Raw genomic sequence first — 26652 nt, forward strand, 5'->3', positions numbered from 1 at the left:
CGCCGCAGGGGCGAGGCATATGCACCGGCATATGCATACGTACCGGCTGAAGCGACGCATGATCAAGACCGATCACCGGCCGATCATGACCGACCGTTATCGTGCCAGGTTTCTTCTCTGCGCCCTCCGAGTGCGCCCGCACTGCTTTCCTGTTCTGCGCACAGGGGATGAGGTGGAACGGTGAGCGATGGCGGACCGGAGGAGTCCGGTGGGGCCGTGGGACTGCCGAGCCGACGCCGGCGGCCGACGCCCATGAGCCAGTGGGATCCGACGGCGCGCCTGTCGTACTGGGCCTTCCACGCCAATCGGCGGCCCGCGTACATGCGCTTCGCGTATCTGCAGCTGGGCTCCGACGCGGCGGCCGAGGAGGCGGTGGACGCCACCTTCGACTCGATCATGGGTGAGTGGCTCAAGATGCTGCACATGGACCGCCTGGACGCCTACGCGTGGACCGTGCTCAAGCACTCCATCGTCGACCGGCAGCAGCGGCGCCACCCCTGGCGACAGCAGCCCGAGCCGATGGACATCAGCGCCTTCGAGGCCGCGCTGAAAGAGGCGCACGCCGACCAGTACGAGGTGCTGACCGACACCATCCGCTTCTACTCCGCCGTCTCCCGGCTCGCGGAGCGGCAGCGCGACGCCGTGCTCCTGCGGTACGGGCTCCAGTGCTCCCCCGGCGAGGCCGCCGCCGTGATGGGCGTCGACGAGGCCACGGTCCGCTCGTACCTCGGCCAGGCCCACCGGCGACTCGCCCGCCTGCTGGACGCGTCCGCGGCGAACTCCGACTCCCCGGACCCCTCCGGCTCTCACGGCTCCTCCGGCTCCGCGGACCGCTCCGGCTCCCCCCGCTCCTCCGACTCGTCCGGATCGCTTGGATCTGCCGAATCTCCCGAATCAGCCGAATCATGAGGCCCCACGAACGGCGCCGGCCCCCGTACGGCGATGAAACCCCCCGCTCCCTGGCCGAGTTCCTCGCCAGGGCGGGCGTCCGCGACCGCTACCGGCACTACGACCTCGGCGCGGCCGAGGCCCGGCTGCTGCGCGCGACCCCGCACACCCCGGTCGCCGGGCACCGCACCCGGCGCCGGTCCGCCTACGGCTGGAGCGATCCCCTGCGGGACTGCCCGCTCGATGCCGAACGGGCCCGCCGCGACCTCAAGGCCGCCTGCCTCGCCTGCGTATGCGCGCCGAAGGCGGAAGCCCAGCTCTCCGCGTTCCTCGCCAGCGCGCACACCGACCTGGCCGGCGCGGTCGTCTTCGGCTGTCTGCTCCACCTGGCCGGGCTGCGCGAAGGGGCCCGGTTCTGGTGGCAGTTCGCCGCCGGCTCCGGGCGGTCGCGGACCGCCCCGGCCGCCTACTGCCTCTTCCTCGACCACTCCCGGCGCGGCGAACACCACGACGCCCGGCACTGGGCGCGCGAACTGGGCCGCCGCGGCTTCCGGCCGAGCGGCAGGAGGGACCTGCGGGACGTGCGGCTGTGCGCGCAGGCGGCGGTCCTGCGCTACGTGGACCAGCTGGACGATCCCGATCTGGGCCCGGTGCCTCTGCCCCGGCCCGGGCTGCCCGGGGTGCTGGCCGCGTTCCGGCCGCCGCCCCCGGCCGCCGTGACCGTCACGGCGGCGGCTCCGGCCCCGGCCGCGGCGCCCACGACACCCCGGCCGGCGGCCGGCCCGCTGCGGCACCCCGCGCTGACGGCGGCGGCCCGCGGGACGGTCGTCCAGGCCGGAACCGGCGAGGCACTGGCGGAGGCCCGGCGCGCGCTGGCCGTCGTACGGGTCCTGGAGCAGCACCCGCACGGGGTGCGGGCGCGCCGGCTCGCGCGGAAGTCGGGCCTGACCGAGGCGGAACTCCGGCCGCTGCTGTCGATGCTGTGCGAGGAGGAGTACGCGTACCGGGCCGGCGCCGGGGTCTATGCCCGGGGGCCGGCCCTGGACCGGCTCGCGGCCCCCGGCGGCAACGGCCTTGCGGGCCAGCTCCAGCGCACCCTGTCCCTGGCCCGGGACAGCGCGGGCGCCGCGGTGTACCTGAGCCGGTACGCCGACGGGGAGGTCCACATCACGCAGATGGCGGACGGCCCCGCGGCCCCGCCGGTACGCGAGTGGGTGGACTTCCGGGCGGCGGCCCACGCCAGCGCCGTCGGCAAGTGCCTGCTGACCCAGCTCGACCACGACCGCCGTGCCGACCACGTGGCCCGGCACCGGCCGGCCCGCCTGACCCCGCAGACCATCACCGACAGCCGGGCGCTGTTCAACGCCCTGGACGCGGTGGCCCCGGGCGCGCCCGTCTTCGACCTCCTCGAATACTCCCCCGGGGTCGTCTGCTCGGCGGTCCCGATCGCCGCCGCAGGCGCCGCAGGCAGTCTCGCGCTCTCCCTGCCCGCCACCCATGCCCACCGCCTGCGCTCGGCGACCGAGGCCCTGCGCCGCAAGGCCGTCCCGGTCCTCCTCGCCCTGCTCCTGACGGGCGCGATCCCCCCGGACGCCCCACCCACCCCGGACCCGGCCATCCAGAACCCCTGCGCGGACCCGGATTTCCCGAACCCGTCCGACCAGGACCCGGACTGCGCCGTCTCCCCTGCCTCGGACCCGCTGTCCCCGCAGCCCCACCGGTCACGCGGCCCGGTCACTCCGGAGACCCTCCGCCACCTGCGCCGCCTCTTCCGCACCCCCCTGACGGGCACGGCCCCCTCCCCCGCCGGCCCCCACCTGGTCAGCGACACGACGGCCGCGGCGGCCTACCTCTTCGACGCCGCCCCGAACACCGGCCCCCCTCGTCTCTCCCTCCCCCACACCTTCACGGAGGTCACCCCGGGCACCCTGACCACCCCGGGCGGCCTGATCGTCCTCCACACATGAGCGAACGGGGCGGACAGGGAGGAGAGGACGGAGAGGGCGGAGAGGGAGCGGAAAAACAGAAGAACCCCACACGATGTGTGGGGTTCTCGCTGGTGTCCGAGGGGGGACTTGAACCCCCACGCCCGATAAAGGGCACTAGCACCTCAAGCTAGCGCGTCTGCCATTCCGCCACCCGGACCAGGTGGTCGGCCCCGGTTTCCCGCGGCGACATGGACAACAATAGCAAAGGATCGGCGGGGGTCCGACCACATATCCGGGCGGCGGTCGCCCCGCCACGCCGTGCTGACCTGCACGCATGCGCCGACGGGGGAACGGGGCCGTGTCGAGACGGGGCGTCTCGCCGGGGTGGGGCGGGGCTTCCGGATGCTGGTACCGGGTGGACACGAGGGGTGTGGGGACGGTCGGATGACCCGCACATACGCCCCGGGGGGAGCCGCACATGGAAACCGAGCACCGCGTCAGCACGCTGGAGCTGTTCTTCGATCTCGTCTTCGTCTTCACCATCACCCAGCTGACCGTGCTGCTGGCCGACGACCTCAGCCTGCGGGGCGCCGGGCAGGTGGTGCTCATCTTCACCGTGCTGTTCTGGATGTACGGCGGCTACGCCTACCTCACCAATCAGGTGCCGCCCGACCGGCCCGTGCGGCGGGTGCTGATCCTGTTGGCCATGGGCGCGTTCCTGGTCTGCGCGCTGGCCGTGCCGACCGCATTCGGGGAGGGCGGGGTGGCCTTCGGGCTCGGCTACCTGTTCGTCGTGCTGATGCACAGCGCGCTGTACACGCAGGCCCACGGGCGCGGGGTGCTCTGGTTCGCGCTGCCCAACGCGCTGTCCGCGCTCTCCGTCACCGCGGCCGGGCTGTTCGACGGGCTGCCGGCCTGGGGGCTGTGGCTGCTGGCCCTGGTGCTCCAGTTCGTGACGCCGGTGATCGTGCGGCGGGTGGCCGCCAGTGGGGCGCGCCCGGCGGTCGAGGAGACGGTCGGGGACCAGCTCGGCGGGATCAGCGCGCCGCACTTCGTGGAGCGGCACGGGCTGTTGCTGATCATCGTGTTCGGGGAGTCGGTGATCGCGATCGGCATCGGTGTCGGCTCGATGCCGCTGACCCTCGGGATCGCCGGCGGCGCCTTCCTGACGCTGGCGGTCGGGGCGGCCCTGTGGTGGATGTACTTCGTGCGCGACGAGGGGCGGGCCGAGCGGGTGTTCGCCCGGACCGCGCCCGACCGGCGTTTCAGGCTGGCCCTGCGCGCGTACTACTACGCGTTCCTGCCGATGCTGCTGGGCATCGCGGCCTTCTCGGCGGGCGTGAAGAAGACCATCGGGCACCTCGGGGAGCACCTGCACGCCGGGCCGGCGCTCGCGCTCGCGGGCGGGGTGGCGTGCTACCTCGCCGGTGACGTCGCCTTCCGGCGGGTCCTCGGGATCCGGCCGGTCCGCTTCCGTGCACTGGCCGTCGTGCCGGTGCTGGCCACCGCCGCCGCCGGGATGCGGCTGGGCGGCGCGTGGCAGCTGACGGCGCTGGTGCTGGTCCTCGTCGGAGCGCTGGCCGCGGAGGCGCGTGCCGTCCGGCCCGCCGGGGCCGGCGACGCCGTCCCGGCCGGGGTCACGGGCAGCGGATGACCTGGCCCGCGTAGGAGAGGTTGCCGCCGAAGCCGAAGAGCAGGACGGGGGCTCCGGAGGGGATCTCGCCGCGTTCGACCAGCTTGGAGAGGGCCATCGGGATGCTGCCTGCCGAGGTGTTGCCGGAGTCGACGACGTCGCGGGCGACGACGGCGTTGACGGCGCCGATCTTGGCGGCGAGCGGCTCGATGATCCGCAGGTTCGCCTGGTGCAGAACGACCGCGGCCAGCTCCTCCGGGAGGACCCCGGCCTTCTCGCAGACCTTGCGGGCGAGCGGCGGGAGCTGGCTGGTGGTCCAGCGGTAGACGGACTGGCCCTCCTGCGCGAAGACCGGCGGCGAGCCCTCGATCCGGACGGCGTTGCCCATGGACGGGACCGAACCCCACAGCACCGGACCGATGCCCGGCTCCTCGCAGGCCTCGACCACCGCGGCGCCCGCGCCGTCGCCGGTGAGGACGCAGGTGGTGCGGTCGCTCCAGTCGGTGATCTCGGTCATCTTGTCGGCGCCGATGACCAGCGCGCGGGTGGCCGAACCCGCCCGGATGGCGTGGTCGGCGGTGGCGAGGGCGTGCGTGAAGCCGGAGCAGACGACGTTGATGTCCATCACGGCGGGGCCCGCGCCCATGCCCAGCTTGGCGGCGACGCGGGCCGCCATGTTGGGCGACCGGTCGATCGCGGTGGAGGTGGCCACCAGCACGAGGTCGATGTCGTCGGGGCTCAGGCCGGCGCCGGCCAGCGCCTTGCCGGCCGCCTGGTAGGCCAGCTCGTCCACCGGCTCGTCCGGGCCCGCGACGTGGCGGGTCTTGATGCCGACGCGGGAGCGGATCCACTCGTCGGTGGTGTCGACCATGGCCGCGAGGTCCTCGTTGGTGAGCACTTTCGCGGGCTGGTAGTGCCCTAGCGCCACCACGCGTGAACCGGTCATGGGCGGAATTCCCCTCGTAAAGAAGTCAGGATCACCCAGCTTTGCCTGCTACTGGTGGGTACGTGTGCGCGTGATCCCACAGGATTCGGGGCCGGGAATTTGGAGATTCCCGAGGATCCACCTGTCGGGACGGGGCCCGAAGCGGAACCGGGACAATGGGCTTGTCGGAAGAACGAGAACCGAAGGGGTGGGCTGATCACATGGGACGGGTCACCGAACGCCGTCGCGTCGTCCGGATCCGGAACGGCACGGCCGGGGTCCGTCCGGACACGCTGGTGGCCGAGGAGCCGCTGGAGATCCGGCTGAACGGCAGACCACTGGCCATCACGATGCGCACCCCGGGGGACGATTTCGCACTCGCCGTCGGCTTCCTGGTGAGCGAGGGCGTGCTGGGGCGCACCGAGGACGTCCAGGCCGTGACCTACTGCGAGGGCGCGACGGAGGACGGCTCCAACACCTACAACGTGGTCAACGTGCAGCTGGCCGCAGGAGTGCCCGTACCGGACATCACGCTGGAGCGGAACGTCTACACCACCTCCTCCTGCGGCCTGTGCGGCAAGGCCAGCCTCGACGCGGTCCGCACGGCGACCCGGTTCCCGGGGCTCGCGGACGATCCCGTACGGGTGACCGCGCGGCTCCTCGGGGAACTGCCGGACCGGCTGCGCGCTGCGCAGAAGGTCTTCGACCGCACGGGCGGGCTGCACGCGGCCGCGCTGTTCTCGGCGGACGGGGAACTGATCGACGTACGGGAGGACGTGGGCCGGCACAACGCGGTGGACAAGATCGTCGGCCGCGCCCTCCAGGCCGGCCGCCTCCCCCTGGCCGGCTCCGTCCTGCTGGTCTCGGGCCGCGCGTCCTTCGAACTCGCCCAGAAGGCCGTGATGGCGGGCATCCCGATCCTCGCGGCCGTCTCGGCGCCGTCCTCGCTCGCGGTGGACCTGGCGCTGGAGTCGGGCCTGACGCTGGTCGGATTCCTGCGGGGCGGGGACATGAACATCTACGCGGGCGAGGACCGGATCGGCTACTGAGCGGCGCGGACCGGAGCCGCTGCCGCCCTGACGCCGGGGCTGCCAGGCCGAGGTCGTGTCGTCAAAGTCCCGCCTGGCCGGCGGGCGGCCGGCGCTACTTTGACGACACTCCCTAGCGCTTGCCCCGGCGGCCCCGGCGGGTGGACTCGGAAGGCGCTGCCGGCGCCGGGGGGTCGATGCGGTGGAGGTCGAGGGTCGGGGGGATCGGGGTGGAGCCGGGGCCGCCGGACTCGGCCCAGGCGATGATCTCGTCGGTCGCGGTGTCGTCAAGGGCCCAGCCGAACCAGGCGGCGCGGGCTCCGCGGCGGCGGGCTTCGCTGGTGGGCTGGACCACGATGACGTTGGCCTGGGCGCAGGGTCCGAGGCAGTCGCTCGTACGGACGGCCAGGCGGCCGCCGGAGGCCGCGGCGGCCTCGCGGAGGCGGGCGAGCTGTCCGGCGTGGTCGGAGCCAGGGTTCTTGCGGGGGTCCCCGCAGCAGCAGCCGCGGCAGACCACCAGGGTGCAGGGGCGTTCGGCGTGGGCGGCGAGCGGGCGTATCCAGGTCACCGACGCACGTTACCGGGCCCGGGGAGTGGGGTGTTGGGCCGGGCGGGAGACCTCCGCCACACGGTCGGCAGCGGATTCCGATCCCGGTTCGGCATCGCGGGAGCGACGGCGGGCGAGCACCGCACAGACCATCAGCTGCATCTGGTGGAAGAGCATCAGCGGCAGCACGGCGAGGGCGGCCTGGGCCCCGAACAGCACGCTGGCCATGGGGAGTCCGGCGGCGAGGCTCTTCTTCGACCCGGCGAACTGGATGGCGATGCGGTCGGCGCGGCCGAAGCCGAGTCGCCCGGCCCCGTACCAGGTGACCAGGAGCATCACGGCGAGGAGTACGGCCTCCACCAGCATCAGCGCGCCGAGGCGGGCGGCGCTGACCCGGTGCCAGATCCCGGCGACCATGCCGGCGCTGAAGGCGGCGTAGACGACGAGCAGGATCGAGCCGCGGTCGACGTAGCCGAGCACCTTCTTGTGGCGGACGAGGAAGCCGCCGACCCAGCGGCGCAGCACCTGTCCGAGGAGGAAGGGCAGCAGCAGCTGGAGGACGATCCCGAGGAGGGAGTCGAGGGAGAAGCCGCCCGCGCTGTTCCCGAGGAGGACGGCGGCGAGGAGCGGGGTGAGGACGATGCCGGCCAGGCTGGAGAAGGAGCCGGCGCAGATCGCGGCGGGGACGTTGCCGCGGGCGATCGAGGTGAAGGCGATGGAGGACTGGATCGTCGAGGGGACCAGGCAGAGGAAGAGGAGCCCGCCGTAGAGGGGCTGGGTCAGGAGGGTGGGGACGAGCGCGCGGGCGGCGAGGCCGAGGAGGGGGAAGAGGAGGAAGGTGCAGGCGAGCACGGTGAGGTGCAGCCGCCAGTGGCGCAGGCCGTCCAGGGCCTCGCGGGTGGAGAGCCTGGCGCCGTAGAGGAAGAAGAGCAGGGCCACGGCCGCGGTGGACGCGCCGTCGGCAGCGGTGGCGGCCGGGCCGCGGGCGGGGAGCAGTGCGGCGAGACCGACGGTGCCGAGCAGGGCCAGGACGTACGGGTCGAGGGGCAGCCAGGTGGGGAGGTGCGGGCGGCGCATGTGCGGGGGGCTCACTTGCTGTCGGTCGGCGTGGCGGGTCTCCTTCATGGTCGGGGACTGCCGGTGATCGGGAAACCCGTACACCGCGCTCACTGTCATCACGGATCGCGATGGACGTGGCTAGCATGGCGGTGTGTACGACCCTGTCCAGCTGCGTACGTTCCTCACGGTGGCCCAGACGCTGAGCTTCACCCAGGCCGCGGGGCGGCTCGGCATCCGGCAGTCCACGGTCAGCCAGCACGTGCGCCGGCTGGAGGAGGCGACCGGGCGGCCGCTGTTCACGCGCGATACGCACAGCGTGGAGCTGACGGAGGACGGCGAGGCGCTGCTGGGCTTCGCGCGGACGATCCTGGAGGCGCACGAACGGGCGGCGGCCTTCTTCGCGGGGACGCGGCTGCGGGGGCGGCTGCGGTTCGGGGCTTCGGAGGACTTCGTGCTGACGCGGCTGCCGGAAATCCTGGAGGGCTTCCGGCACGAGCACCCCGAGGTGGACCTGGAACTGTCGGTGGAGCTGTCGGGGACGCTGCACGAGCGGCTGGACGCGGGTCGGCTCGACCTGGTGCTGGCGAAGCGGAGGGGGCCGGAGGACGAGCGGGGGCGGCTGGTCTGGCGGGACCGGATGGTGTGGATCGGGGCGGAGGGGCTGCGGGTGGACCCGGAGCGGCCGGTGCCGCTGATCGTCTTCCCGCCGCCGGGGATCACTCGGGCGCGTGCGCTGGAAGTGCTGGAGCGGGAGGGGCGGGCGTGGCGGATCGCGTGCACGAGCGGGAGCCTGAGCGGGCTGATCGCGGCGGCGCGGGCGGGGCTGGGGGTGATGGCCCACACGCGGGGGCTGATTCCGCCGGGCCTGGTCCGGATCGGCGGGCTCCCGGAGCTGGGGCCGGTGGAGTTCGCGCTGCTGCAGGGGCGACGGCCGACGGCTGCCGCCGGGGCGTTGGCCGCGGCCGTTCTCGCCGGGGGCGACCGCCTCAGCCGACCGGCCTGACCGGCCCGGCCGCATGCTGCCGCCCGGCCGGGGGGCCACCGCTGCGCGGGCTTTCCCCCACCCCGCCCCTTCCCGAAACCGGGGGCTCCGCCCCCGGACCCCCGCGCCTCAAACGCCGGCGAGGCTGAGAGATGCCGCGCAGCGCACGTACGGGGTCCGGGGCGGAGCCCCGGTTTCGGGGAGGGGCGGGGTGGGGGAAGAGCCCGCGCAGCGGCACGCACACCCCCGGCACTGGGGAGGTCTTGTGGAGGTATTCGCAGGGTGATCAACCTCCGCCAGACTGAGCGGTACGTTCACCGCGGCGCGCGGAGAGGAGCGGGGCCTTGCGCGAGATCACCGTCCCACCCGTCGTCACGGGCCTGCCCGTCGGCGGGCTGGCCGACGTCGTGTTCCGGCACGCCGAGGAGGATCCGGGCCGGGTGGTTCTCGGCCGGAAGACCGACGGGGTCTGGCGGGACGTGACGTCCGGGCAGCTGGCCGCCGAGGTGCTCGCGCTCGCCAAGGGGCTGCTCGCCCAGGGGGTGCGGTTCGGGGACCGGGTCGCCGTCATGTCCCGCACCCGGTACGAGTGGACCCTCTTCGACTTCGCCCTGTGGGCGATCGGCGCCCAGCCGGTCCCCGTCTATCCGACCTCCTCCGCCGATCAGGTGCACTGGATCCTGTACGACTCCGATTGCACGGCCTGCGTCGTCGAGAACGAGGACCAGGCCATGACGGTGGGCTCGGTCATCGACCGGCTCCCCCACCTGCGCCTGCTGTGGCAGCTCGATGCCGGCGCCGTGGACGGGCTCGTCGCCGACGGGCTCGGCGTCGCCGAGGACGTCGTGCACCGCCATCGCGGGGCCGTGACCCCCGATGCGACCGCCACCGTCATCTACACCTCCGGCACCACCGGCCGGCCCAAGGGCTGCGTGCTCACCCACGCCAATTTCATGTTCGAGGCCGACACCATGGTGAGCCGCTGGGAGTCGGTCTTCCAGGCCGGTCCGGGCGAGCAGCCGTCGACCCTGCTCTTCCTGCCGCTGGCGCACGTGTTCGGGCGGATGGTGGAGGTGGCCGCCGTCCGGGCGCGGGTCAAGCTGGGGCACCAGCCCGTCCTCGCGGCGGCCGAGTTGCTGCCGGACCTCGCCGCGTTCCGGCCGACGTTCGTGCTCGGGGTGCCGTACGTCTTCGAGAAGGTCTTCGCCGCCGCCCGCCGCAAGGCCGAGGCACAGGGGCGTACGGGCCCCTTCGACCGGGCGGTGGAGGCGGCCGTACGGTACGCGGAGGCGCGCGAGCAAAAGGCCTTCGGCACCGGGCCGGGACCTTCGGCGGGGCTGCGGATGGAGCACCAGCTCTACGAGAAGCTCGTCTACGGGAAGGTCCGCGAGGCCATGGGCGGCCGGGTGCGGTACGCCATGTCCGGCGGGTCCGCGATGTCACGCCGCCTCGGGCTGTTCTTCGACGGCGCCGGGATCACGATCTTCGAGGGGTACGGGCTGACGGAGTCGTGCGCGGCGGCCACCGCCAATCCTCCGGGCGCGACGAAGTACGGCACCGTCGGCCCGCCGATCCCGGGTGGCACCGTGCACATCGCGGAGGACGGTGAGGTCTGGCTGCACGGCGGCCACGTCTTCTCGGGCTACCTCAACGACCCGCGCGCCACGGAGGCGGTGCTGCGCGGCGGCTGGCTGGCGACCGGGGACCTGGGGCGGCTGGACGAGGACGGCTACCTCACCATCACCGGCCGGAAGAAGGAGATCCTGGTGACCTCCAACGGCAAGAGCGTCGCGCCGACCGCGCTGGAGGAGCGGGTGCGCTCGCATCCGCTGGTGTCGCAGTGCGTGCTGGTGGGCAACGACCGGCCGTACATAGCGGCCCTGCTCACCCTGGACATGGAGGGGATCGCCCACTGGCTGTCGATGCGCGGCCGGCCGCAGCTGCCGGCGGCGCGGCTGGTGCACGACCCGGACCTGACGGCGGAGGTCCGCCGGGCGGTGGTGGCCGCGAACACCCTGGTCTCCCAGGCGGAGGCGATCCGCACCTTCCGGGTGCTCGCCGAGCAGTTCACGGAGGAGCGGGGGCTGCTGACGCCCTCGCTGAAGCTCAAGCGCCGGGCTATCGAGAAGGCGTACGCCAGGGAGGTCGCGGCCCTGTACGAGTCCTGACAGCCATCAACTGACGATCCGTCACTTCACGCCGCCGTTGATATTGACGATCCGTCAGGTCACGCACAGAATGCGGGGATTCCGACCGGAGGGGATCCCCGACATGTTGCGACCGATCCGCACCCTGGCCGCCGCGGCGGCGGCCCTCGCGCTCGTCTCCGCCTGCAACTCGGCCTCCGACCACACGGCCCCGGGCAAGCCCGGCGGGGCCGGCGACTCGCGCGGGGTGACCGCCGACTCCATCAAGGTCGGCGGCATCGTCTCGATGACGAGCGCCAGCGGCTACAGCAAGAAGGACACCGACCTCGGCGCCAAGGCCCGGTACCTCAGAGCCAACGCCGAGGGAGGCATCCACGGTCGCAGGATCGACTACCTCGGCGCGGAGGACGACGGCCAGGACCCGGCGAAGAACATGGCGGCCGCCCGCAAACTCGTCCAGCAGGACAAGGTCTTCGCGGTCTCTCCCATGAGCTCGGTGACCTTCTCGGGCGCCGACTTCCTCGAGCAGGAGAAGGTGCCCACCTTCGGCTGGGGCACGCTCCCCTCCTTCTGCGGGCCCAAGTACATCTACGGCTTCAACGGCTGCCTGGTCCCCACCCCCGGCGGCACCCTCAACCAGACCTGGCCCGAGGGCATCGGCAAGGTGCTCGGCGGGGCGCAGGGCAAGTCGGTCGCGATCATCGCGAACGACAGCGACGCCGGGAAGTTCGGCATCCGCACCTTCCAGCAGGGCTTCACCAGCGCCGGTTTCACGGTCTCCTACGCCAAGGCCTCCGTGCCCGGCACCGCCGTGCCGAGCGACTGGTCCGCGTACGTGAAGGACATCCTGGAGAGCAACGGCGGCAAGGCCCCGGACGCCGTCGTCTCCGTCATGCAGACCCCGAACAACATCGGACTGTTCACCGCGCTCAAGCGCAGCGGCTACAAGGGGCTGCTCTCCGACCCCACCGACTACGACCCCGGGCTGCTCGCCAAGGACGCCACCAAGCAGGCGCTCGACGGGGTGCACGTGCTGCTCCAGTTCGAGCCGTTCGAGTCGGACAACCCGAAGATGGCCCAGTTCAAGGCCGACATCAAGGCGGCGGCCGGGGGTCAGGACGTGCCGCTCAACATGCACATGATGACCGGGTACATGTCCGCCGACCTGTTCGTGTCCATCGCGCAGAAGGCCGGCAAGGACCTGACCGTCGAGTCCTTCCAGGCCGCCGCGCAGAGCTTCTCCGACACCGCCACGCTCGTCGGCGACCGTGCGGAGCCCAAGGGGCAGAAGGACAGCTTCGGCTGCGGGGCGCTCGTCCAGCTGAAGGACGGCGCGTACGGGGTCTCCGTCCCGTTCACGTGCTACGAGCCCATCCCCTTCAAGTAGGGGTGGGGTGACGGGATGGGGGATCTGCTCGTCTTCGTGCTGAGCGGTCTGGTCTCCGGGGCCCTGTACGCACTGCTCGCCACCGGGCTGGTGCTGTCGTACTCGGCGTCCGGGCTGTTCAACTTCGCGCACGGGGCCACCGCCTACCTGTGCGCGCTCACCTTCTACGAGCTGCACTCGGGCCTCGGCTGGCCGGCCGTCCCGGCGGCGCTGCTGGTGGTGTGCGTCCTGGCGCCCGGGCTCGGCTGGGGGCTGGACCGGCTGATGTTCCGCCGTCTCGCCAAGGTCGGCGAGACGGCGCAGATCGTGGCGACCATCGGGCTGCTGGTGGCGCTGCCCGCCGCCGGGCTGTGGGCGGTGGAGCTGCTGGCGGAGGCGGGCGCACCCGTCAAGCCCGCGGAGAACCAGTTCGGGCTGCCGGGGGTGGGGCCGAGTCCCGCGCGGTCCTGGCAGCTCGCGGAGGGCGTCGGCATCGACTCCGACCAGCTGATCACATGGGTGGCGACGGCGGTGGTGGCGGTGGCCCTGTGGGTGCTGATGCGGCACACACGGCTCGGGCTGCGGCTGCGGGCGGCCGTCGACAACCGCTCGCTGACCGAGCTGCGCGGGATCAGCGCGGACCGGTTGTCGTCGGTGGCCTGGATGATCGCCTCGGGGCTGGCCGGGCTGGCGGGCGTGCTCGCGACCCCGCTGCTGGGGCTGTCCGCGCACGATTTCACCCTCTTCCTGTTCGTGTCGGCGACGGCGGCGGTCATCGGGCGGTTCGCGTCGGTGCCGCTCGCCTTCGCGGGCGGCCTCGGGCTCGGGGTGCTGCAGAACCTGGTCGCCGGGTACGCCTCCTTCGCCGAAGGCATCACGGGGTTCCGTACGGCGGTGCCGTTCCTGATCCTGTTCGGCGGCCTGCTGGTGCTGACGCGGCGGGCCCGGACGGCGGGGATCGCGGCGGTGGACACCCCGCCGGTGGACCATCTGGCCGGGGCTTCGTGGGCACGACGGTGGGCGGTGTGGGCGGTCGGCGCGGCGGCACTGTGCGTCGCGCTCTACACGGTGACCACCCCCTTCTGGAGCGGGCTGCTGGCGCAGGGCCTGGCCATCTCGCTCGTGTTCATGTCCTTCACCGTGGTGACGGGACTGGGGGCGATGGTCTCGCTGGCCCAGGGCACCTTCGTGACCGGGGCCGCGCTGGTGGCCGGGCTGCTGATGAGCCGGGGCTGGCCGTTCGTGGCCGCGCTGGCGGTCGGGACGTGCGCGGCGGCCGTGCTGGGGGCGCTGGTCGCGCTGCCGGCGCTGCGGCTGGGCGGCCGGTCCCTGGCCCTGGCCACGCTGGCACTGGCGTTCCTGGCCGACCAGGTGCTCTTCCAGATGCGCTGGCTGCGGAACGGCGACTCGGGGTGGTCGATCCCGCGGCCGGTCTTCGGGCCGGTGGACCTGTCCGACGACCGGGCACTGGGGGTGGCGCTGGTGGTCCTGGTCGCCCTGTGCGCCGCCGGGCTGAGCGCGCTGCGGAACTCCCCGTCGGGGCGGGCGATGCTGGCCGTACGGTCGGCGCCGGCGGCGGCGATGGCGTCGGGGGTGTCCGTACTACGGACGAAGCTGCTGCTGTTCACGCTGTCGGCGGGGCTGGCCGGGTTCGGGGGCGTGATGTACGCGTCGTTCAACACCCGGATCACGGCGACGGACTTCACCGCGATGACGGGGCTGGTGTGGCTGGCCGTGGTCGTGGCGGCGGGGGTGCGGCGGCCCGCGTACGCGGTGGTGGCGGGGCTGGTGTTCGCCGTCGCGCCGCGGCTGCTGTCGGATTACGTGACGGCGTCCGCGCACCTGCCGGTGATTCTGTTCGGGCTGGCGGGGTTGGCTCTCGCCAATGATCCCGACGGATACTGCGCGGCTGTGCCGGTGCGGTGGGCTCGGCGGCGCGCCGGGGCCCTGACCGGGCCCGGGGCCCTGACCGGGCCCGGGGCCGGGGCCGGCCCTGCGGGGCTCTCCCCCACCCCGCCCCTTCCCGAAACCGGGGCTCCGCCCCGGACCCCGTACGTGCGCTGCGCGCCCGTGCCCTCAAACGCCGGGCGGGCTGAAGATGCCGCTGCGCGGCATCTCTCAGCCTCGCCGGCGTTTGAGGCGCGGGGGTCCGGGGGCGGAGCCCCCGCGGGGTCCGGGGCGGAGCCCCGGGACGGGGGGCCGGGGGCGGAGCCCCCGGTTTCGGGAAGGGGCGGGGTGGGGGAAAGCCCCGCAGGGACCGGCCCCGCCGCACGTCCCGACCCGGCAGGGGCCGGCCCCGCCGAGACTGCCCTGGAGCTGCGCGGCATCACGGCCGGGTACGACGGGGGACTCGTCCTGCACGGGGTGAACCTCGCCGTCCGGAAGGGGGAGATCCTGGCCGTGCTCGGGCCGAACGGGGCCGGGAAGAGCACCGCGTGCCGGGTGGCGGCCGGGCTGCTGCCCGCCACGGGCGGCGAGGTACGGATACGCGGCCGCGACGCCACCCGGGACGGGCCCGTGCGCCGGTCGCGGGCCGGGGTGCTGCTCGCCCCCGAAGGGCGGGGGATCTTCCCGGCGCTCACCATCGAGGAGAACCTGGCGCTGTACCTCCGGGAGCCCGACGCCCGGGCCGCCGTCTACGACCGCTTCCCCCGGCTGGGCGAGCGGCGCCGCGTGGCCGCCGGGGCGCTGTCCGGCGGGGAGCAGCAGATGCTGGCGCTGGCCCCTCTGCTGCAGCGGCCGCCCGAGGTGCTGATCGCCGACGAGCCCTCGCTCGGGCTCGCCCCGCGCGTCGTGGAGGAGGTGTACGCGCTGCTCACCGAACTCCGCGACGCCGGCACCGCGCTGCTGCTGGTGGAGGAGAAGGCGGCGGAGATCCTCGGGATCGCCGACACCGTCGCGTACCTCTCCCAGGGCCGGGTCTCCTGGTGCGGCCCGCGGGCCGAGGTGGAGGCGGACCGGCTCACCGAGGCCTACCTGGGCATGGCGACATGAGCGACGGCGAGGGATACGTGCTCCGGGCGAGCGGCATCAGCGTCCGGTTCGGCGGGGTCCGGGCGCTCACCGGGGTGGACCTGGGGATCCGGGCGGGCGAGGTGTGCGGTCTGATCGGGCCGAACGGCGCCGGGAAGACCACGCTGTTCGACGTCCTGTCCGGGATCCGCCGCCCCGACCGGGGCCGGCTGATGCTCGACGGGGCGGACATCACCCGCCGCTCCCCCGTCTGGCGGGCCCGGCACGGGATGCGCCGGACCTTCCAGCGACAGCAGTTGTTCGGCCAGCTGAGCGTCGCCGACAACGTGCTGGTGGCGCAGGAGTGGCGGGGCGGCGGGGGCGGGCTCGCCGCCGACCTGCTCGCCTTCCCGGCGCGGCGGTCCCGGGAGCGGGCGCGCCGGGAGCGCGGCGAGCGGGTGCTGGCCGACTGCGGGATCGGCGCGCTGGGGACGGCGTACGCGGGAGGGCTGCCCGTCGGCCAGGGCCGCATGGTGGAGCTGGCCCGCGCGGTGGCCGATCCGCCGCGGGTGCTGCTGCTGGACGAGCCGGCGTCCGGCATGTCGGCGCCGGAGCGCGCGCAGCTCGCCACGGTGGTCCGGCGGCTGGCCGAGGAGGAGGGCTGCGCGGTGCTGCTGGTGGAGCACAACGTGGCCTTCGTGATGGACCTCTGCACGCGGGTGGTCGTCCTCGACCTCGGAACGGTGCTCGCCGAGGGCACGGCCGCGCAGGTACGGGCGGACCCGCTGGTGCGGGAGGCGTATCTCGGGACCGCCTGAAGGCGCCTCGGATGGCGTACGGATCACGGCACGAGGGCGGGAATACCTCGTGCGGGAGGCCGGTTGTGGCCCCCCGTACGACGCCGTCCGACGCCGCACCACGATCCGAGGGAACGACCAGACGTGAACCAGGTCCCCACCGTCACGCTCAACAACGGCACCCGCATGCCCCGGCTCGGCTTCGGCGTCTGGCAGGTTCCGGACGCGGGGGCCGAGCGGGCCGTGGCGACCGCGCTGGAGGCGGGCTACCGCAGCATCGACACCGCGGCCGCCTACGGCAACGAGCGCGGCACGGGCAAGGGCATCGCCGCCTCGGGGATCGCGCGCGAGGAACTGTTCGTCACCACCAAGCTGTGGAACGGGCCTTCACGGAAGTGGGGCCGGGACCAGGTGCTGCGTGCCTTCGACAACTCGCTCGCCAAGCTGGGCCTCGACCACGTCGACCTGTACCTGATCCACTGGCCGCGCCCGATGCGCGACGACTTCGTCTCCATCTGGCAGACCTTCGAGGAGATCGCCGCGAGCGGCCGCGCCGGGGCCGTCGGCGTGTCGAACTTCCGTCCGGTGGACCTGGAGCGGCTCGCCGCCGAGAGCCCGCTGGTCCCGGCCGTCAACCAGATCGAGCTGCACCCGCTGTTCCCGCAGGCCGAGCTGCGCGCCGTACACGCCGAGCGCGGGATCGTCACCGAGGCCTGGTCCCCGCTGGGCCAGGGCAAGGGGCTGCTGACGCTCCCCGAAGTGACCGCGATCGCCGCCCGGCACGGCCGCAGCGCCGCGCAGGTGGTGCTGCGCTGGCACCTCCGGCTGGGGAACGTCGCGATCCCGAAGTCCGTGACGCCGGCGCGCATCCGGGAGAACCTGGACGTGTTCGACTTCGAGCTGGACGCCGCCGACATGGCGGCCCTGGACGCCCTGGGCACGGGCCCGGCGGCCCGCCGTATCGGGCCGGACCCGGCCCGCTTCGATGGCTGAGGCGCGCGTGAACCTTTCCGAAGGGCTCTACCGGATCCGCAACGCGGAGAGCGGGCTGGTGCTCCAGCTCGAGGGCGCCTCCCGGGTACGGGTGGGGCCCGACGGGCCGCCCGCGCCGGCGGCCGCCCGGCGCTGGCGCATCACGCCGGTCCACAGCGGCGGCGGGATCTTCCATGTGGTGAGCGAGGACAACGGCCGGCGCCTGGACGTCGCGAACGCCTCGCTGGACCGTGGTGCCCGGGTGCAGGTGTGGCGGGCCAACGCCTTCGGCGCGCAGGAGTGGCTGGTCGAGGAGCACCTGGACGATCCGGGGGTGGTCTCGCTGGTCGCGTGCATCAGCGGCCTGCTGCTGGAGACCGACGGGCAGGGCCGGGCGCGGCAGGGCGAGGACACCGACTCCCCGTCCCAGTGGTGGCGCCTGGAACCGGCCTGAGCCCGGGCGGGTGGGCGGGGAACGAGTAGGACCGCACCGCCGGGATCAGGCACCACCCCGGATCCGTACGAAGCCGCGCAGCCGGTACGTCGGTTCCGGGCGCGGGACGTCCTGGTCGGGCAGCAGCTCCAGCCGGGCCGCCAGTTCCGCCGCGGTGATGCCGCGCGGGACGACCCGCGAGGCGTACCGCCCCGCCAGCAGGGCCCGGGCGGCGCCGCGCGGGCTGCGGCCCTGGCCGTGCCCCGTGAAGCGGGCCTCGCCGATCGGGCGCAGGCCGGCCCGGGCCGCGTGGGCCTCGACCTCCCCGGAGGCGTCCGAGGGGGTGGGGGTCAGGTGCGCGGCGAAGACGGCGTCGATGTCGCTGCCGACGTCGTGGGCGGAGTCCTTGTCCACGGTGGTGACGAAGACCCCGCCGGGCCGCAGCACCCGGGCGGCCTCGGCGATCACCGCCGGCACCAGACCCGGTTCGCGCAGCAGGTGCAGCAGCCACACCGCGCTCACGGCGTCGAGCGAGCCCGACCGCACGGGCAGCCGGGTCGCGTCGGCGAGGGCCACAGGGACCCCGCGCCGCAGGGCCATGGCGGCCATGCCGTGGGAGGCGTCCGCGCCGATGACGTGCAGCCCGGGACGGGCCAGCCGGGTGGTGACGATGCCCGTGCCGCAGCCGAGGTCGAGGAGGGTGCTCGCGCGGGGCGGGAGCAGGCCGAGGACCGCCGCGGCGGCGGCCTCGGCGCGCGGGGTGCCGCCGCGGGTGGCGTCGTAGGCCTCGGCCTCCGCGTCGTAGTCGATCAGGGGTCCGGCGGATCGTATGTGCGGGGGCATCAGCTCGCGCCGTGGGCGGGGGCGAGGGATTCGACGCGTTCGGCGAGGGTGAAGTCCCGCTCGGTCACCACGCCTCCGGCGTCGTGGCTGTTGACCGACAGCCGGACGGTGTCGTAGCCGAGGGTCAGGTCGGAGTGGTGGTTCAACTCGTCCTGGACGGCGGCGATGTGGGCGACCAGGGCGCTCGCCGCGACGTGCGTGGCCAGCCGGTAGGTACGGAAGATCCGGTCGTCCTCGAAGGCCCAGCCGGGCAGTTCCCGCAACCGGTCCTCGATCTCCTTCTGCGACAGCGGCTCACTCGGCATGTACCGGCTCCTTTTCCCCGTGACGTGGTGTCAAGTTTCCCACAGTGCGCCGGAGCGAACCTTTCGCGCCATAGTGCGCCGGGGTACTTGTCCGGCCTTCCGTGCCCACCGCGCCCCCCTTATGCTCCTGCGCCGGACGTGGCTGTTACCAACGGTAACCACACCGCTCACCACTCATCTGGGGGTACGGAATGACACGCACCGGAGCGCCGGGCACCGGCAGTTCCCGGCGTACGTTCATCGCGGGCGCCGGCGCGGCGGCCACCGCGGGAGCGCTGACCGCCGCCGGGGCCGCGGCCGCCCCCGCGGCCGCCGCGGGCACTCCGGGCGGCGCGGCCCCCGGGAACGGCCGGCGTGTCGCGGTCCTCGGCGGCGGGGTGGCCGGCCTGACCGCGGCGCACGAACTCGCCGAGCGGGGCTACGCCGTGACCGTGTACGAGCGCCGGGCGCTCGGCGGCAAGGCCCGCAGCATGGACGTGCCCGGCAGCGCGCGCGGCGGCCGCCGCCCGCTGCCCGCCGAGCACGGGTTCCGCTTCATCCCCGGGATCTACCACAACCTGCCCGACACGATGCGGCGCATCCCGTTCCCCGGCAACGCGAACGGCGTGTGGGACAACCTCGTCGCCCCGCGCGAGATGATGTTCGCCCGGGCGGGCGGCCGCGAGGACCTGCGCGGGCCCATCCCGTGGCCCGAGCACTCCCCCGCCGAGCTGACGCCGGAAGAGCTCCGCCGCGCCCTCACCGGGATCCTCCAGTCGCTGGTCCGGCTCCCGCTCCACGAGACGGCGTACTTCGTCGACCGGGCGCTCGTCTTCCTGACCAGCTGCGACGAGCGGCGCAACGAGGTGTGGGAGCGGACCCCGTGGTGGGAGTTCACCCGCGCCGCGCAGATGTCGAGCGAGTACCAGCGCATCCTCGCCGTCGGCATCACCCGCAACATCGTGGCGACCAAGGCCGAGGAGGCCTCCACCCGTACGGTCGGCACGCTCGGCGAGGCGTTCGTCTTCAACCTGCTGGGCCGGGGTGCGGACGGCCCGCCGGACCGGATCCTCAACCTGCCGACCAACGAGGCGTGGATCGACCCGTGGGAGGCGCACCTGCGCTCGCTGGGGGTGGAGTTCAGGATCGGCTGGACGGTACGGGAGGTCCAGTACGGGAACGGCCGGGTGAGCGGGGTCGTCGTCCTCGATCCGGCCGGCGCCCGGCAGACGATCACCGCCGACCACTACGTCTCGGCCCTGCCGGTCGAGCACGCCCGCCGCACCTGGAGCGCGGGGCTGCGGGCCGCCGATCCGATGCTGGTGCGCTGTGACGCGCTGGAGACCGACTGGATGACCGGGATCCAGTTCTACCTCACCGAACGGGCCCCGCTGGTGCACGGCCACCTCAACTGCATCGATTCACCCTGGTCGCTGACGGCGATCCAGCAGGCCGAGCACTGGCCGTCGCGGAACTTTCCCGCCGACTACGGGGACGGCTCGGCCGTCGACTGCCTGTCGGTGGACATCTCGGAGTGGGACAAGCCCGGGATCCTGTACGGGAAGACGGCCAAGCAGTGCACCCGCGAGGAGGTGGCGCGCGAGGTGTGGGCGCAGCTGAAGGCCTCCCTCAACGACACGGGGAAGACGCTGCTGAGCGACTCGTCCCTGCACTCCTGGTTCCTGGACCCCGGCGTGGACGGGCTGGGCACCCCCCACCCCACCAACGAGGACGAGCTGCTGATCCACCCGACCGGCACCTTCCACAACCGGCCGAGCGCGGGCACCCGCATCCCCAACTTCTTCCTCAGCGGGGACTACGTGGCGGTCGACATCGACCTGGCGACGATGGAGGGCGCCAACGCCTCCGCGCGGGCGGCGGTCAACTCGCTCCTGGACCGGGACGGTTCACCGGCGGCCCGGTGCACGATCCGGCCGCTCTACCGGGCGCCGGAGGTCGAGTCCGCGAAGCGGCACGACCTGTGGCGCTACCGTCTCGGTCTGCGGAACGTGTTCGACCTGGGATGACCCCTTTCGGCTAGCGTCGCGCCCATGACGACTGCCACCCCGGCCGTGGGCGCCCTGCTGCGCACCTGGCGCGAGCGGCGCGGCATCAGCCAGCTGGAGCTGGCGGGCCGCGCCGATTCCTCCTCCCGGCACATCAGCTTCATCGAGACGGGCCGGTCCCGGCCGAGCGAGGAGATGGTGCTGAAACTGGCCGAACACCTCGATGTGCCGATGCGCGAACGGAACTCACTTCTCCTGGCGGCCGGTTACGCCCCGCGGTACGCGCACACCCCACTCGACGACCCGTCGATGGGAACGCTGCGGCAGGGCCTGGAGCGGCTGCTGTCGGGCTACGAGCCCTACCCGGCACTGGTGGTGGACGCCACCTACCACGTCATCGCCGCCAACCGGGGCATCCTCATGCTGCTGGACGGCCTGCCCGAGCACCTGCTGGCCCCGCCGCTGAACGCGATGCGGATCACCCTGCATCCGGAGGGGCTGGCCCCCAGGATCCGCAACTTCAAGGAGTGGCGGGGGCACCTGCTGGCCCAGATGGAACGGCAGATCGCGCTGGCCCGGTCCGAGCCGCTGCGCGCGCTGTACGAGGAGGTGTCCGCGTATCCGGTTCCGGACCGTCCGGGGGACGCCGAACCCGACGATCCCGTGCCGTACTTCGCGCTGCCGCTGGTGATCGAACACGACGGGCACGTGCTGTCCTTCGTGTCGTCCATCTCCACCTTCAACACGCCGATGGACGTGACCGTCGCAGAGCTGGCCATCGAAACGATGCTCCCGGCCGACCCGGCGACGGTGAAGTACCTGCGCTCACTGAGCGGTTGAGCGCAGCGCGAGCTGCTGGGCCACGGCGAAACCGGCGACGGTGAGGGCCTGCGCCGGGATCCACACCGTCCCGGCGACGGTCGGCGAGAACCACACGAAGAGCGAGACCAGGCTCAGCGCGGCCCAGACGTAGTTGGTCTCGACCACCGCCTTCACCGCGAACGCGGACGGCCGGCGCCGCGAGGCGAGCAGCCCGACTGCGGACCCGTACACGGCGAGCAGGAGGCCGAGCTCCAGCAGCACCCCCTGCCCGACCCCCAGCAGCCGCCCGAGCGGCGCGGAGAAGGCCACGTAGGCGAGGCCGTTGGAACCGGTCACGACGGCGTCGAGGGCGAGGAACCGCCTCAGCACGGTCTGCGGCTCGGTGGTACGGGCGAGGGTGCCGAGAAGGGTTGCGGACATGGGGAACCAGCCTCCATCGAGGTCGAACACACGGACGGGGTACGGGTTCCGAGGCCGAGTGCGCGGCCTCGGAACCCGATGACCCCACTGTGCCGACCGGGCTCGAGGCGGTCGATTACCTCCGGGGTCATGCCGGCCGTCCCGGCCGCCGCCACGGTCTTCGGCACGGCCGCGGGCATGCCCACCTTTTTTGAGCTGTACGGCAGGAAAGGTGGGGGTTCCCCTGGTTCGGTGCGGGGTGGAGGGCTAGGCTTCACGCAGCCCTCTTCACTCGAACTCCCTGTCGACTTACGGAGAACCTGCCGGTGCGAGCCGACGCCCGAACCGACCTCGCCGCGCTCTGGCGTCGCGTCGGGGAACTGGCGGAGCGGTGCGGCCGGGACGCGGGCGAGGTGCTGGCCGTGGAGCGGCTGAGCCACCTGTCCGGGGTCGAACCGGGGCGCGTGCGGCGGGTGGTCGAGGGGACGGCCGCCGAGGTTCCGCTGGAGCGGCGCGTACACCGGCGGTTCCTGCTGCTGCGGCAGACCCGTCGCGACAAGCACGGGCGGGAGTGGCCGCTCGCCGCCATCGCCGACGACTTCGGCGCGCCCGGCGCCTCCCTCGGACCCCTCAACGCGGGCACCGGACTGCCCCGGCTGGGCCACGCGGCGGGCGTGCAACGCTTCTTCGGGGTGTACGCCGGTTTCCTGCTGGCCGACTCCAAGAGCGCGGTGGAGCGGGCCCTCGCTCTGTCGGCCGCGACCGGTGCCGCCGCGGACGGGCCGGACGGCCTGGAGGACCTCTCGTACCGCACCGGCATGACCCCGAAGGCCATCCGGCTCACTCTCGACGGCAGGCCGCCCCGGCTGCCCCTGAAGGAGCAGGTGCACCAGCGGTTCGAGCACCTGCGCCGCACCCGCTTGAGGGAGGACGGGCAGCCCCACTCGCTGGCGGCCATCGCCAAGTCCTTCGACGCGTCCGGGCAGTCGCTGACCCGGCTCGCCCGGGGCGAAGGCCTGCCCAATCTCGCGGCGGCCGCCGGGATCCAGCGCTTCTACGGGGTCGAGGGCGGCTTCCTGCTGGCCGACGACACCGAGGCGCTCGCCACCGCCCTCACCGGAATCGAGCGCGAGCTGGCGTCCGCGGAGCGGGAGGAGGAGAACCCGATGCTGGCCGTACTGCGGGCGCACGACGTCCGCAGCATCGTCACGCGCGCCGGCAGGCTCTCCCCGCGCGGCTGGAAGTCGCTCGCCGACCACCTGGACGACCTGCTGGCACGCGAAGGGCAGCTCGGCCGTGAGGGAGAAACGCCATGAGGACCACCCGGGTGATGCGCAGGCTCGCCGACGACCTGCTCGCGGACGTCGGCCTGACGCCGCCCTCCGAGGTCGCCTCGATCATCGGCGGTGTGTGCGCGGCGTACGGCCGCCGGCGCGGCGGCGACCGGACGATCGACTTTCATTTCGCCTCCTTCCCGGCCGGCACGGCCAGCGGGCTGTGGCTGGAGATGGACGACCGCGATCTGCTCGTCATCGAGAAGCACACCCGCCCCGAGCATCAGCTGGTCATCGCCTGCCATGAGCTGTGGCACGTGGCCGAGGGCACCTGCCACAGCCTCGGGCCGGGCATGGTGGTGGCCGCGCGCCTGGCCGAAGGCAACAGCGATCTCGCCCGCCTGCTGCACTCCGACACCGGGCTGAGGGCCGTGATCCGCCAGGCCGCCGCCCGCGCCGACCACGAAGACCCAGCGGAGACCAGGGCCGAGATCTTCGGCCTGCACCTGGGCAAACTCCTCAAGCCGTACCTGCCTCCACCCAGGGCAGAGCAGTTCCCCGAGGCGATCGAGCGCATCAACACCTCGCTCGGCTGGGGGCGTCCCGCGTCACCCCGGTGACCGCCGCCCGGCCGACCGCCGCACCCTTCGCGCCGATGCCTCCGCACGGCCCTGACAGAGAGCACGACACGATGCCCCAGTCCTCCCCTCCGCGCCGCCACGCCGTCGTCATCGGCGGCAGCATGTCCGGTCTCCTCGCCGCCGCCGTCCTGGCCGAGCACGCGGCGGTCACCGTCATCGACGCGGACACCCTGCCGGACAGCCCGGCGCCGCGCCGCGGCCTGCCCCAGGCCCGGCACGTGCACGTCATGTGGTCCGGCGGGGCCCGCGCCATCGAGGAGATCCTGCCGGGCATCACCGACGCGTGGACGGCGGCGGGAGCGATCCGCCGCAGCCTGCCCGCCGACCTGGTCACCAAGACCGCCCAGGGCTGGATCCCGCGCTTCGGGGAGAAGCAGTTCAACATCTCCTGCAGCCGCGACCTCCTCGACTCGGTGGTCCGCGCCCGGGTGACCGGCCTGGAGGGGGTCACCACCCTCCAGCAGAGCCGGGTCCGCGGCCTGGAGGGCACGGCGGCGCGCGTCACCGGCGTCCGCGTGGACACCCCCGAGGAGGAGGGCAGGCTGGTCTCCGCCGACCTGGTGATCGACGCGAGCGGGCGCGGCTCCCGCGCCCAGACCTGGCTGGCGGAGCTCGGCGTGAGCGGCATCCGGCAGGCCGAGGTCGACTCCGGCCTGGTCTACGCGACCCGGATCTTCGAGGCGCCCGCCGGAGCCCACGAGATGGGCTTCCCCATCGTCAACGTGCAGTCCGACCCGCGCGTGCCCGTACCCGGGCGGACGGCCACCATCGTGCCCATCGAGAACGGCCAGTGGCAGGCCACCCTGTCCGGCACCCGGGGCGGCCAGCCGACCGGCGACCCCGACGCGTTCGTCCCGTTCGCCAAGAGCGTGCGGGACCCGATCGTCGGCGAGCTCCTGGAGGGCCGCAAACCCCTCACGGACGTCGCCGTCACCCAGGGCACCGCCAACCGCCGGGTCTACTTCGAGAAGGCCGAGCTGCCCGACGGCTTCTTCGCCGTCGGCGATTCGGTCGCCACCTTCAACCCGCTCTACGGGCAGGGCATGACCGTCGCCGCGCAGGGGCTGCTGGCCGTCCGCGCCCTGCTCCGCGCCAAGGGCCTCGCCCACCCCGGCTTCGGCCGCGAGGCGCAGCGCGCGCTGGCCCCGCAGGTGGCCACCGCCTGGGAGCTCGCCACCTCGCAGGACATCCTCTACCCCGGCGCCACCGGAATGCGGCCGCGGACCGGGGCCGGACTGCTCAACGCGTACGTCAGCCGACTGATGACGGGGGCCACCACCCGGGAGACGCTCACGGCCGCCTTCCTCCAGGTCATCACCATGAGCAACCCGCCCACGTACTGGCTGCGCCCCTCGGTGGTCTGGCACGTACTGCGCGCGTCCGACCGGGGTGCGCTGAAGGCGCCGCCGCTCACGGCGGCCGAGCGGACGGTGGCCGGGCTGGACGCGGCGGACCCGGCCGCCGGCCGGACGGGCCCGGCCGACCCCGTCGGCCGGGTGCGATGACGGATGTCGAACGGCCTGATCCTCTACGGGCCGGGATCGCTGATGGTCCTGACCCTGCTCGTCAAGGCGCCGACGCTGCGCAAGTGCTGGGACCAGCCGCAGGTGCGGGCCGCGTGCGCGCTGCTCTCGGTCGCCGGCCTCACCGTGTTCCTGGCGGCCCCGCCGTCGATCGCCGCGGTCAACCGGCTCACGGGCGTGGTGAACTTCGCGGCGCCGCTGGTGTTCTGCGCGATCACCGCGTTCTCCGCCACGTGCGTCCTCCTGGTGGTGCAATGGGCCGGCGGGCCGCCCGCCGCGGTACGGCGGGCCACCCGGCTGACGCTGACCGGCTTCGGCGCCGTCTCGCTGGCGATCGTCACCCTGTTCGTGATCGGCGACGCACCGGTGGAACGGCTGCGGGACCTGGACACGTACTACGCCAACACACCCTGGATCCGGGAGATGATCGTCTGCTACCTGCTGGCGCACACCGTGGGCACCTCGGCGCTGACCGTGCTGGCCGGCAAGTGGCTGCTGCGCGCCGACCCCTCGCTGCGGGCGCTGCGGACCGGACTGGCCCTGATCACCGCGGGCGGGCTGCTCGACCTGGGCTACATCGTCGTGAAGTGGATCGCGCTGGGGGCCCGATGGAACGGTCGCGCCTGGGACGGCCTGTCCACGGACGTGGCGCCGCCCCTGGCCGCGGCGGCGGCCCTGCTGGTGGCGTCGGGGTTCATCGTTCCGCTGGTGGGCGGGTCGGCGGCCTGGCGTGACTACAGCCAGTACCGGCGGCTGCACCCGCTGTGGAAGGCGCTGCGGGGGTTCGCGGCGTCGAGCGTACGGACCGTGCCGCTGGCCTGGTGGTCGCCGGTGGGAGTCCGGCTGATCCACCGCGAGTCGGTCATCGACGACGGGATCCTGGCGCTGGCCGGCTGGTTCGACCCCGAGGTGCGCGGCGCCGCGTACGAGGCCGCACGCGGCCAGGGCCTGAGCGAGGCACGGGCCGCGGTGGTGGCGGACGCGGCGGTGCTGGCCTCGGCGTGCGCGCGCAGGGCGGCGGCCGGACCGGGGCATCCGGACCCGTACCGCATGGACTGCCGGTCGCTGGGCGCGCTGGCCCGGGAGTTCCGGGACTCGCCGATCGTCGCGACGGCCCGCCGGTCCGGGGCCGCCCGGGCCTGACGGCCCACGCCGAACGCCCCGGACCGCAGGGTCCGGGGCGTTCGGGGGCGTTCCGGGCGT

At 73.5% G+C, this 26652-nt stretch carries 22 protein-coding genes, 1 tRNA gene and 1 pseudogene; 17 read left to right on the top strand and 7 right to left on the bottom strand.

Translation table 11 applies throughout. The features are described 5' to 3' along the window. The first annotated feature begins 180 nt into the window (after positions 1-180). Together ACIP5M_RS12070 and ACIP5M_RS12075 are read left to right on the top strand one after the other, a co-directional pair. Positions 181-909, top strand: a complete 729-nt coding sequence (locus ACIP5M_RS12070; protein WP_401195353.1) for a sigma-70 family RNA polymerase sigma factor — start codon at positions 181-183, stop codon at positions 907-909. An 830-nt stretch (positions 910-1739) separates the two neighbouring features. Beyond that, positions 1740-2459 (top strand): annotated as a pseudogene (locus tag ACIP5M_RS12075) (IclR family transcriptional regulator C-terminal domain-containing protein); the annotation flags it as partial. 486 nt (positions 2460-2945) lie between these two features. Here ACIP5M_RS12075 and ACIP5M_RS12080 read toward each other — a convergent pair. After that, positions 2946-3033: transfer RNA gene (locus ACIP5M_RS12080), tRNA-Leu, on the bottom strand. Between the two features lie 261 nt (positions 3034-3294). Between ACIP5M_RS12080 and ACIP5M_RS12085 the strand changes: the two genes are divergently transcribed. Beyond that, a complete protein-coding gene (locus tag ACIP5M_RS12085) occupies positions 3295-4470 on the top strand; it encodes a low temperature requirement protein A (RefSeq protein ID WP_401195356.1) in 1176 nt (391 codons plus the stop codon). Here ACIP5M_RS12085 and ACIP5M_RS12090 read toward each other — a convergent pair. Beyond that, a complete protein-coding gene (locus tag ACIP5M_RS12090) occupies positions 4454-5395 on the bottom strand; it encodes a beta-ketoacyl-ACP synthase III (protein WP_401195358.1) in 942 nt (313 codons plus the stop codon). The genes ACIP5M_RS12085 and ACIP5M_RS12090 overlap by 17 nt on opposite strands. Positions 5396-5595: 200 nt before the next feature. Here ACIP5M_RS12090 and fdhD point away from each other — a divergent pair, with 200 nt between their 5' ends. Next, positions 5596-6423: a formate dehydrogenase accessory sulfurtransferase FdhD gene (gene fdhD, locus ACIP5M_RS12095; protein ID WP_401195361.1), complete on the top strand. Its 828-nt coding sequence runs from the start codon at positions 5596-5598 to the stop codon at positions 6421-6423. A gap of 112 nt (positions 6424-6535) precedes the next feature. On the opposite strand, the gene ACIP5M_RS12100 is transcribed toward fdhD, so the two are convergent. Further along, on the bottom strand, positions 6536-6970 hold the full coding sequence (locus ACIP5M_RS12100) for a (2Fe-2S) ferredoxin domain-containing protein (protein WP_401195364.1): 435 nt from the start codon (positions 6968-6970) through the stop codon (positions 6536-6538). Positions 6971-6979: 9 nt separating this feature from the next. Further along, a complete protein-coding gene (locus tag ACIP5M_RS12105; protein ID WP_401195367.1) occupies positions 6980-8026 on the bottom strand; it encodes a bile acid:sodium symporter family protein in 1047 nt (348 codons plus the stop codon). Positions 8027-8159: 133 nt separating this feature from the next. Between ACIP5M_RS12105 and ACIP5M_RS12110 the strand changes: the two genes are divergently transcribed. The 7 genes from ACIP5M_RS12110 (at position 8160) to ACIP5M_RS12140 (ending at position 17678) form a co-directional block, all read left to right on the top strand. Further along, the gene (locus tag ACIP5M_RS12110; RefSeq protein WP_401195371.1) at positions 8160-9011 is read left to right on the top strand and encodes a LysR family transcriptional regulator; all 852 of its coding nucleotides are present in this window, start codon (positions 8160-8162) and stop codon (positions 9009-9011) included. Between the two features lie 323 nt (positions 9012-9334). Next, positions 9335-11158, top strand: a complete 1824-nt coding sequence (locus ACIP5M_RS12115) for an AMP-dependent synthetase/ligase (RefSeq protein WP_401195374.1) — start codon at positions 9335-9337, stop codon at positions 11156-11158. A gap of 103 nt (positions 11159-11261) precedes the next feature. Next, the gene (locus ACIP5M_RS12120) at positions 11262-12524 is read left to right on the top strand and encodes an ABC transporter substrate-binding protein (RefSeq protein WP_401195377.1); all 1263 of its coding nucleotides are present in this window, start codon (positions 11262-11264) and stop codon (positions 12522-12524) included. A 15-nt stretch (positions 12525-12539) separates the two neighbouring features. Continuing rightward, positions 12540-15497: an ATP-binding cassette domain-containing protein gene (locus ACIP5M_RS12125; protein ID WP_401195379.1), complete on the top strand. Its 2958-nt coding sequence runs from the start codon at positions 12540-12542 to the stop codon at positions 15495-15497. After that, entirely contained in the window at positions 15494-16273 is a 780-nt protein-coding gene (locus ACIP5M_RS12130; protein ID WP_401195381.1) for an ABC transporter ATP-binding protein, read from the top strand. The genes ACIP5M_RS12125 and ACIP5M_RS12130 overlap by 4 nt, the downstream gene beginning before the upstream one ends. A gap of 123 nt (positions 16274-16396) precedes the next feature. Next, complete coding sequence (locus ACIP5M_RS12135) at positions 16397-17245, top strand: aldo/keto reductase (RefSeq protein WP_401195383.1); 849 nt, start codon at positions 16397-16399, stop codon at positions 17243-17245. Beyond that, positions 17238-17678, top strand: a complete 441-nt coding sequence (locus tag ACIP5M_RS12140) for an RICIN domain-containing protein (protein ID WP_401195385.1) — start codon at positions 17238-17240, stop codon at positions 17676-17678. The genes ACIP5M_RS12135 and ACIP5M_RS12140 overlap by 8 nt, the downstream gene beginning before the upstream one ends. 45 nt (positions 17679-17723) lie before the next feature. Here the strand turns inward: ACIP5M_RS12140 and ACIP5M_RS12145 are convergent, their stop codons facing one another. After that, positions 17724-18470, bottom strand: coding sequence for a class I SAM-dependent methyltransferase (locus tag ACIP5M_RS12145; protein WP_401196290.1), 747 nt, complete (start codon positions 18468-18470; stop codon positions 17724-17726). A 29-nt stretch (positions 18471-18499) separates the two neighbouring features. Continuing rightward, positions 18500-18805 (bottom strand): 4a-hydroxytetrahydrobiopterin dehydratase, encoded by a 306-nt coding sequence (locus tag ACIP5M_RS12150; protein ID WP_401195388.1) that lies wholly within the window; start codon positions 18803-18805, stop codon positions 18500-18502. 191 nt (positions 18806-18996) lie between these two features. Here ACIP5M_RS12150 and ACIP5M_RS12155 point away from each other — a divergent pair, with 191 nt between their 5' ends. After that, positions 18997-20811, top strand: coding sequence for an FAD-dependent oxidoreductase (locus ACIP5M_RS12155; RefSeq protein ID WP_401195391.1), 1815 nt, complete (start codon positions 18997-18999; stop codon positions 20809-20811). Positions 20812-20835: 24 nt separating this feature from the next. Further along, the gene (locus tag ACIP5M_RS12160) at positions 20836-21630 is read left to right on the top strand and encodes a helix-turn-helix domain-containing protein (protein ID WP_401195394.1); all 795 of its coding nucleotides are present in this window, start codon (positions 20836-20838) and stop codon (positions 21628-21630) included. On the opposite strand, the gene ACIP5M_RS12165 is transcribed toward ACIP5M_RS12160, so the two are convergent. Beyond that, positions 21616-22032 (bottom strand): hypothetical protein, encoded by a 417-nt coding sequence (locus ACIP5M_RS12165; protein ID WP_401195397.1) that lies wholly within the window; start codon positions 22030-22032, stop codon positions 21616-21618. The genes ACIP5M_RS12160 and ACIP5M_RS12165 overlap by 15 nt on opposite strands. 305 nt (positions 22033-22337) lie before the next feature. Here ACIP5M_RS12165 and ACIP5M_RS12170 point away from each other — a divergent pair, with 305 nt between their 5' ends. The 4 genes from ACIP5M_RS12170 to ACIP5M_RS12185 all read left to right on the top strand — a co-directional run bounded on the left by ACIP5M_RS12170 (position 22338) and on the right by ACIP5M_RS12185 (position 26592). Continuing rightward, a complete protein-coding gene (locus tag ACIP5M_RS12170) occupies positions 22338-23327 on the top strand; it encodes a hypothetical protein (protein ID WP_401195399.1) in 990 nt (329 codons plus the stop codon). Then, entirely contained in the window at positions 23324-23905 is a 582-nt protein-coding gene (locus ACIP5M_RS12175) for a toxin-antitoxin system, toxin component (protein WP_401195402.1), read from the top strand. The genes ACIP5M_RS12170 and ACIP5M_RS12175 overlap by 4 nt, the downstream gene beginning before the upstream one ends. Positions 23906-23976: 71 nt before the next feature. Next, the gene (locus ACIP5M_RS12180) at positions 23977-25431 is read left to right on the top strand and encodes an NAD(P)/FAD-dependent oxidoreductase (RefSeq protein ID WP_401195404.1); all 1455 of its coding nucleotides are present in this window, start codon (positions 23977-23979) and stop codon (positions 25429-25431) included. A 3-nt stretch (positions 25432-25434) separates the two neighbouring features. Beyond that, positions 25435-26592 (top strand): MAB_1171c family putative transporter, encoded by a 1158-nt coding sequence (locus tag ACIP5M_RS12185; protein ID WP_401195407.1) that lies wholly within the window; start codon positions 25435-25437, stop codon positions 26590-26592. Positions 26593-26652 lie beyond the last annotated feature (60 nt).

Source organism: Streptomyces sp. NPDC088762 (assembly GCF_044750905.1).
Classification (GTDB): domain Bacteria; phylum Actinomycetota; class Actinomycetes; order Streptomycetales; family Streptomycetaceae; genus Streptomyces.

Excerpts from the sequence above, each read along its gene's own strand:
- ACIP5M_RS12155 (WP_401195391.1), top strand. The coding sequence starts at position 18,997 with ATGACACGCACCGGAGCGCCGGGCACCGGCAGTTCCCGGCGTACGTTC.
- ACIP5M_RS12165 (WP_401195397.1), bottom strand. The coding sequence starts at position 22,032 with ATGTCCGCAACCCTTCTCGGCACCCTCGCCCGTACCACCGAGCCGCAG.
- ACIP5M_RS12185 (WP_401195407.1), top strand. The coding sequence starts at position 25,435 with ATGTCGAACGGCCTGATCCTCTACGGGCCGGGATCGCTGATGGTCCTG.
- ACIP5M_RS12125 (WP_401195379.1), top strand. The coding sequence starts at position 12,540 with ATGGGGGATCTGCTCGTCTTCGTGCTGAGCGGTCTGGTCTCCGGGGCC.
- ACIP5M_RS12105 (WP_401195367.1), bottom strand. The coding sequence starts at position 8,026 with ATGCGCCGCCCGCACCTCCCCACCTGGCTGCCCCTCGACCCGTACGTC.
- ACIP5M_RS12140 (WP_401195385.1), top strand. The coding sequence starts at position 17,238 with ATGGCTGAGGCGCGCGTGAACCTTTCCGAAGGGCTCTACCGGATCCGC.
- ACIP5M_RS12180 (WP_401195404.1), top strand. The coding sequence starts at position 23,977 with ATGCCCCAGTCCTCCCCTCCGCGCCGCCACGCCGTCGTCATCGGCGGC.
- ACIP5M_RS12085 (WP_401195356.1), top strand. The coding sequence starts at position 3,295 with ATGGAAACCGAGCACCGCGTCAGCACGCTGGAGCTGTTCTTCGATCTC.
- ACIP5M_RS12130 (WP_401195381.1), top strand. The coding sequence starts at position 15,494 with ATGAGCGACGGCGAGGGATACGTGCTCCGGGCGAGCGGCATCAGCGTC.
- ACIP5M_RS12150 (WP_401195388.1), bottom strand. The coding sequence starts at position 18,805 with ATGCCGAGTGAGCCGCTGTCGCAGAAGGAGATCGAGGACCGGTTGCGG.
- ACIP5M_RS12090 (WP_401195358.1), bottom strand. The coding sequence starts at position 5,395 with ATGACCGGTTCACGCGTGGTGGCGCTAGGGCACTACCAGCCCGCGAAA.
- fdhD (WP_401195361.1), top strand. The coding sequence starts at position 5,596 with ATGGGACGGGTCACCGAACGCCGTCGCGTCGTCCGGATCCGGAACGGC.
- ACIP5M_RS12175 (WP_401195402.1), top strand. The coding sequence starts at position 23,324 with ATGAGGACCACCCGGGTGATGCGCAGGCTCGCCGACGACCTGCTCGCG.
- ACIP5M_RS12120 (WP_401195377.1), top strand. The coding sequence starts at position 11,262 with ATGTTGCGACCGATCCGCACCCTGGCCGCCGCGGCGGCGGCCCTCGCG.
- ACIP5M_RS12160 (WP_401195394.1), top strand. The coding sequence starts at position 20,836 with ATGACGACTGCCACCCCGGCCGTGGGCGCCCTGCTGCGCACCTGGCGC.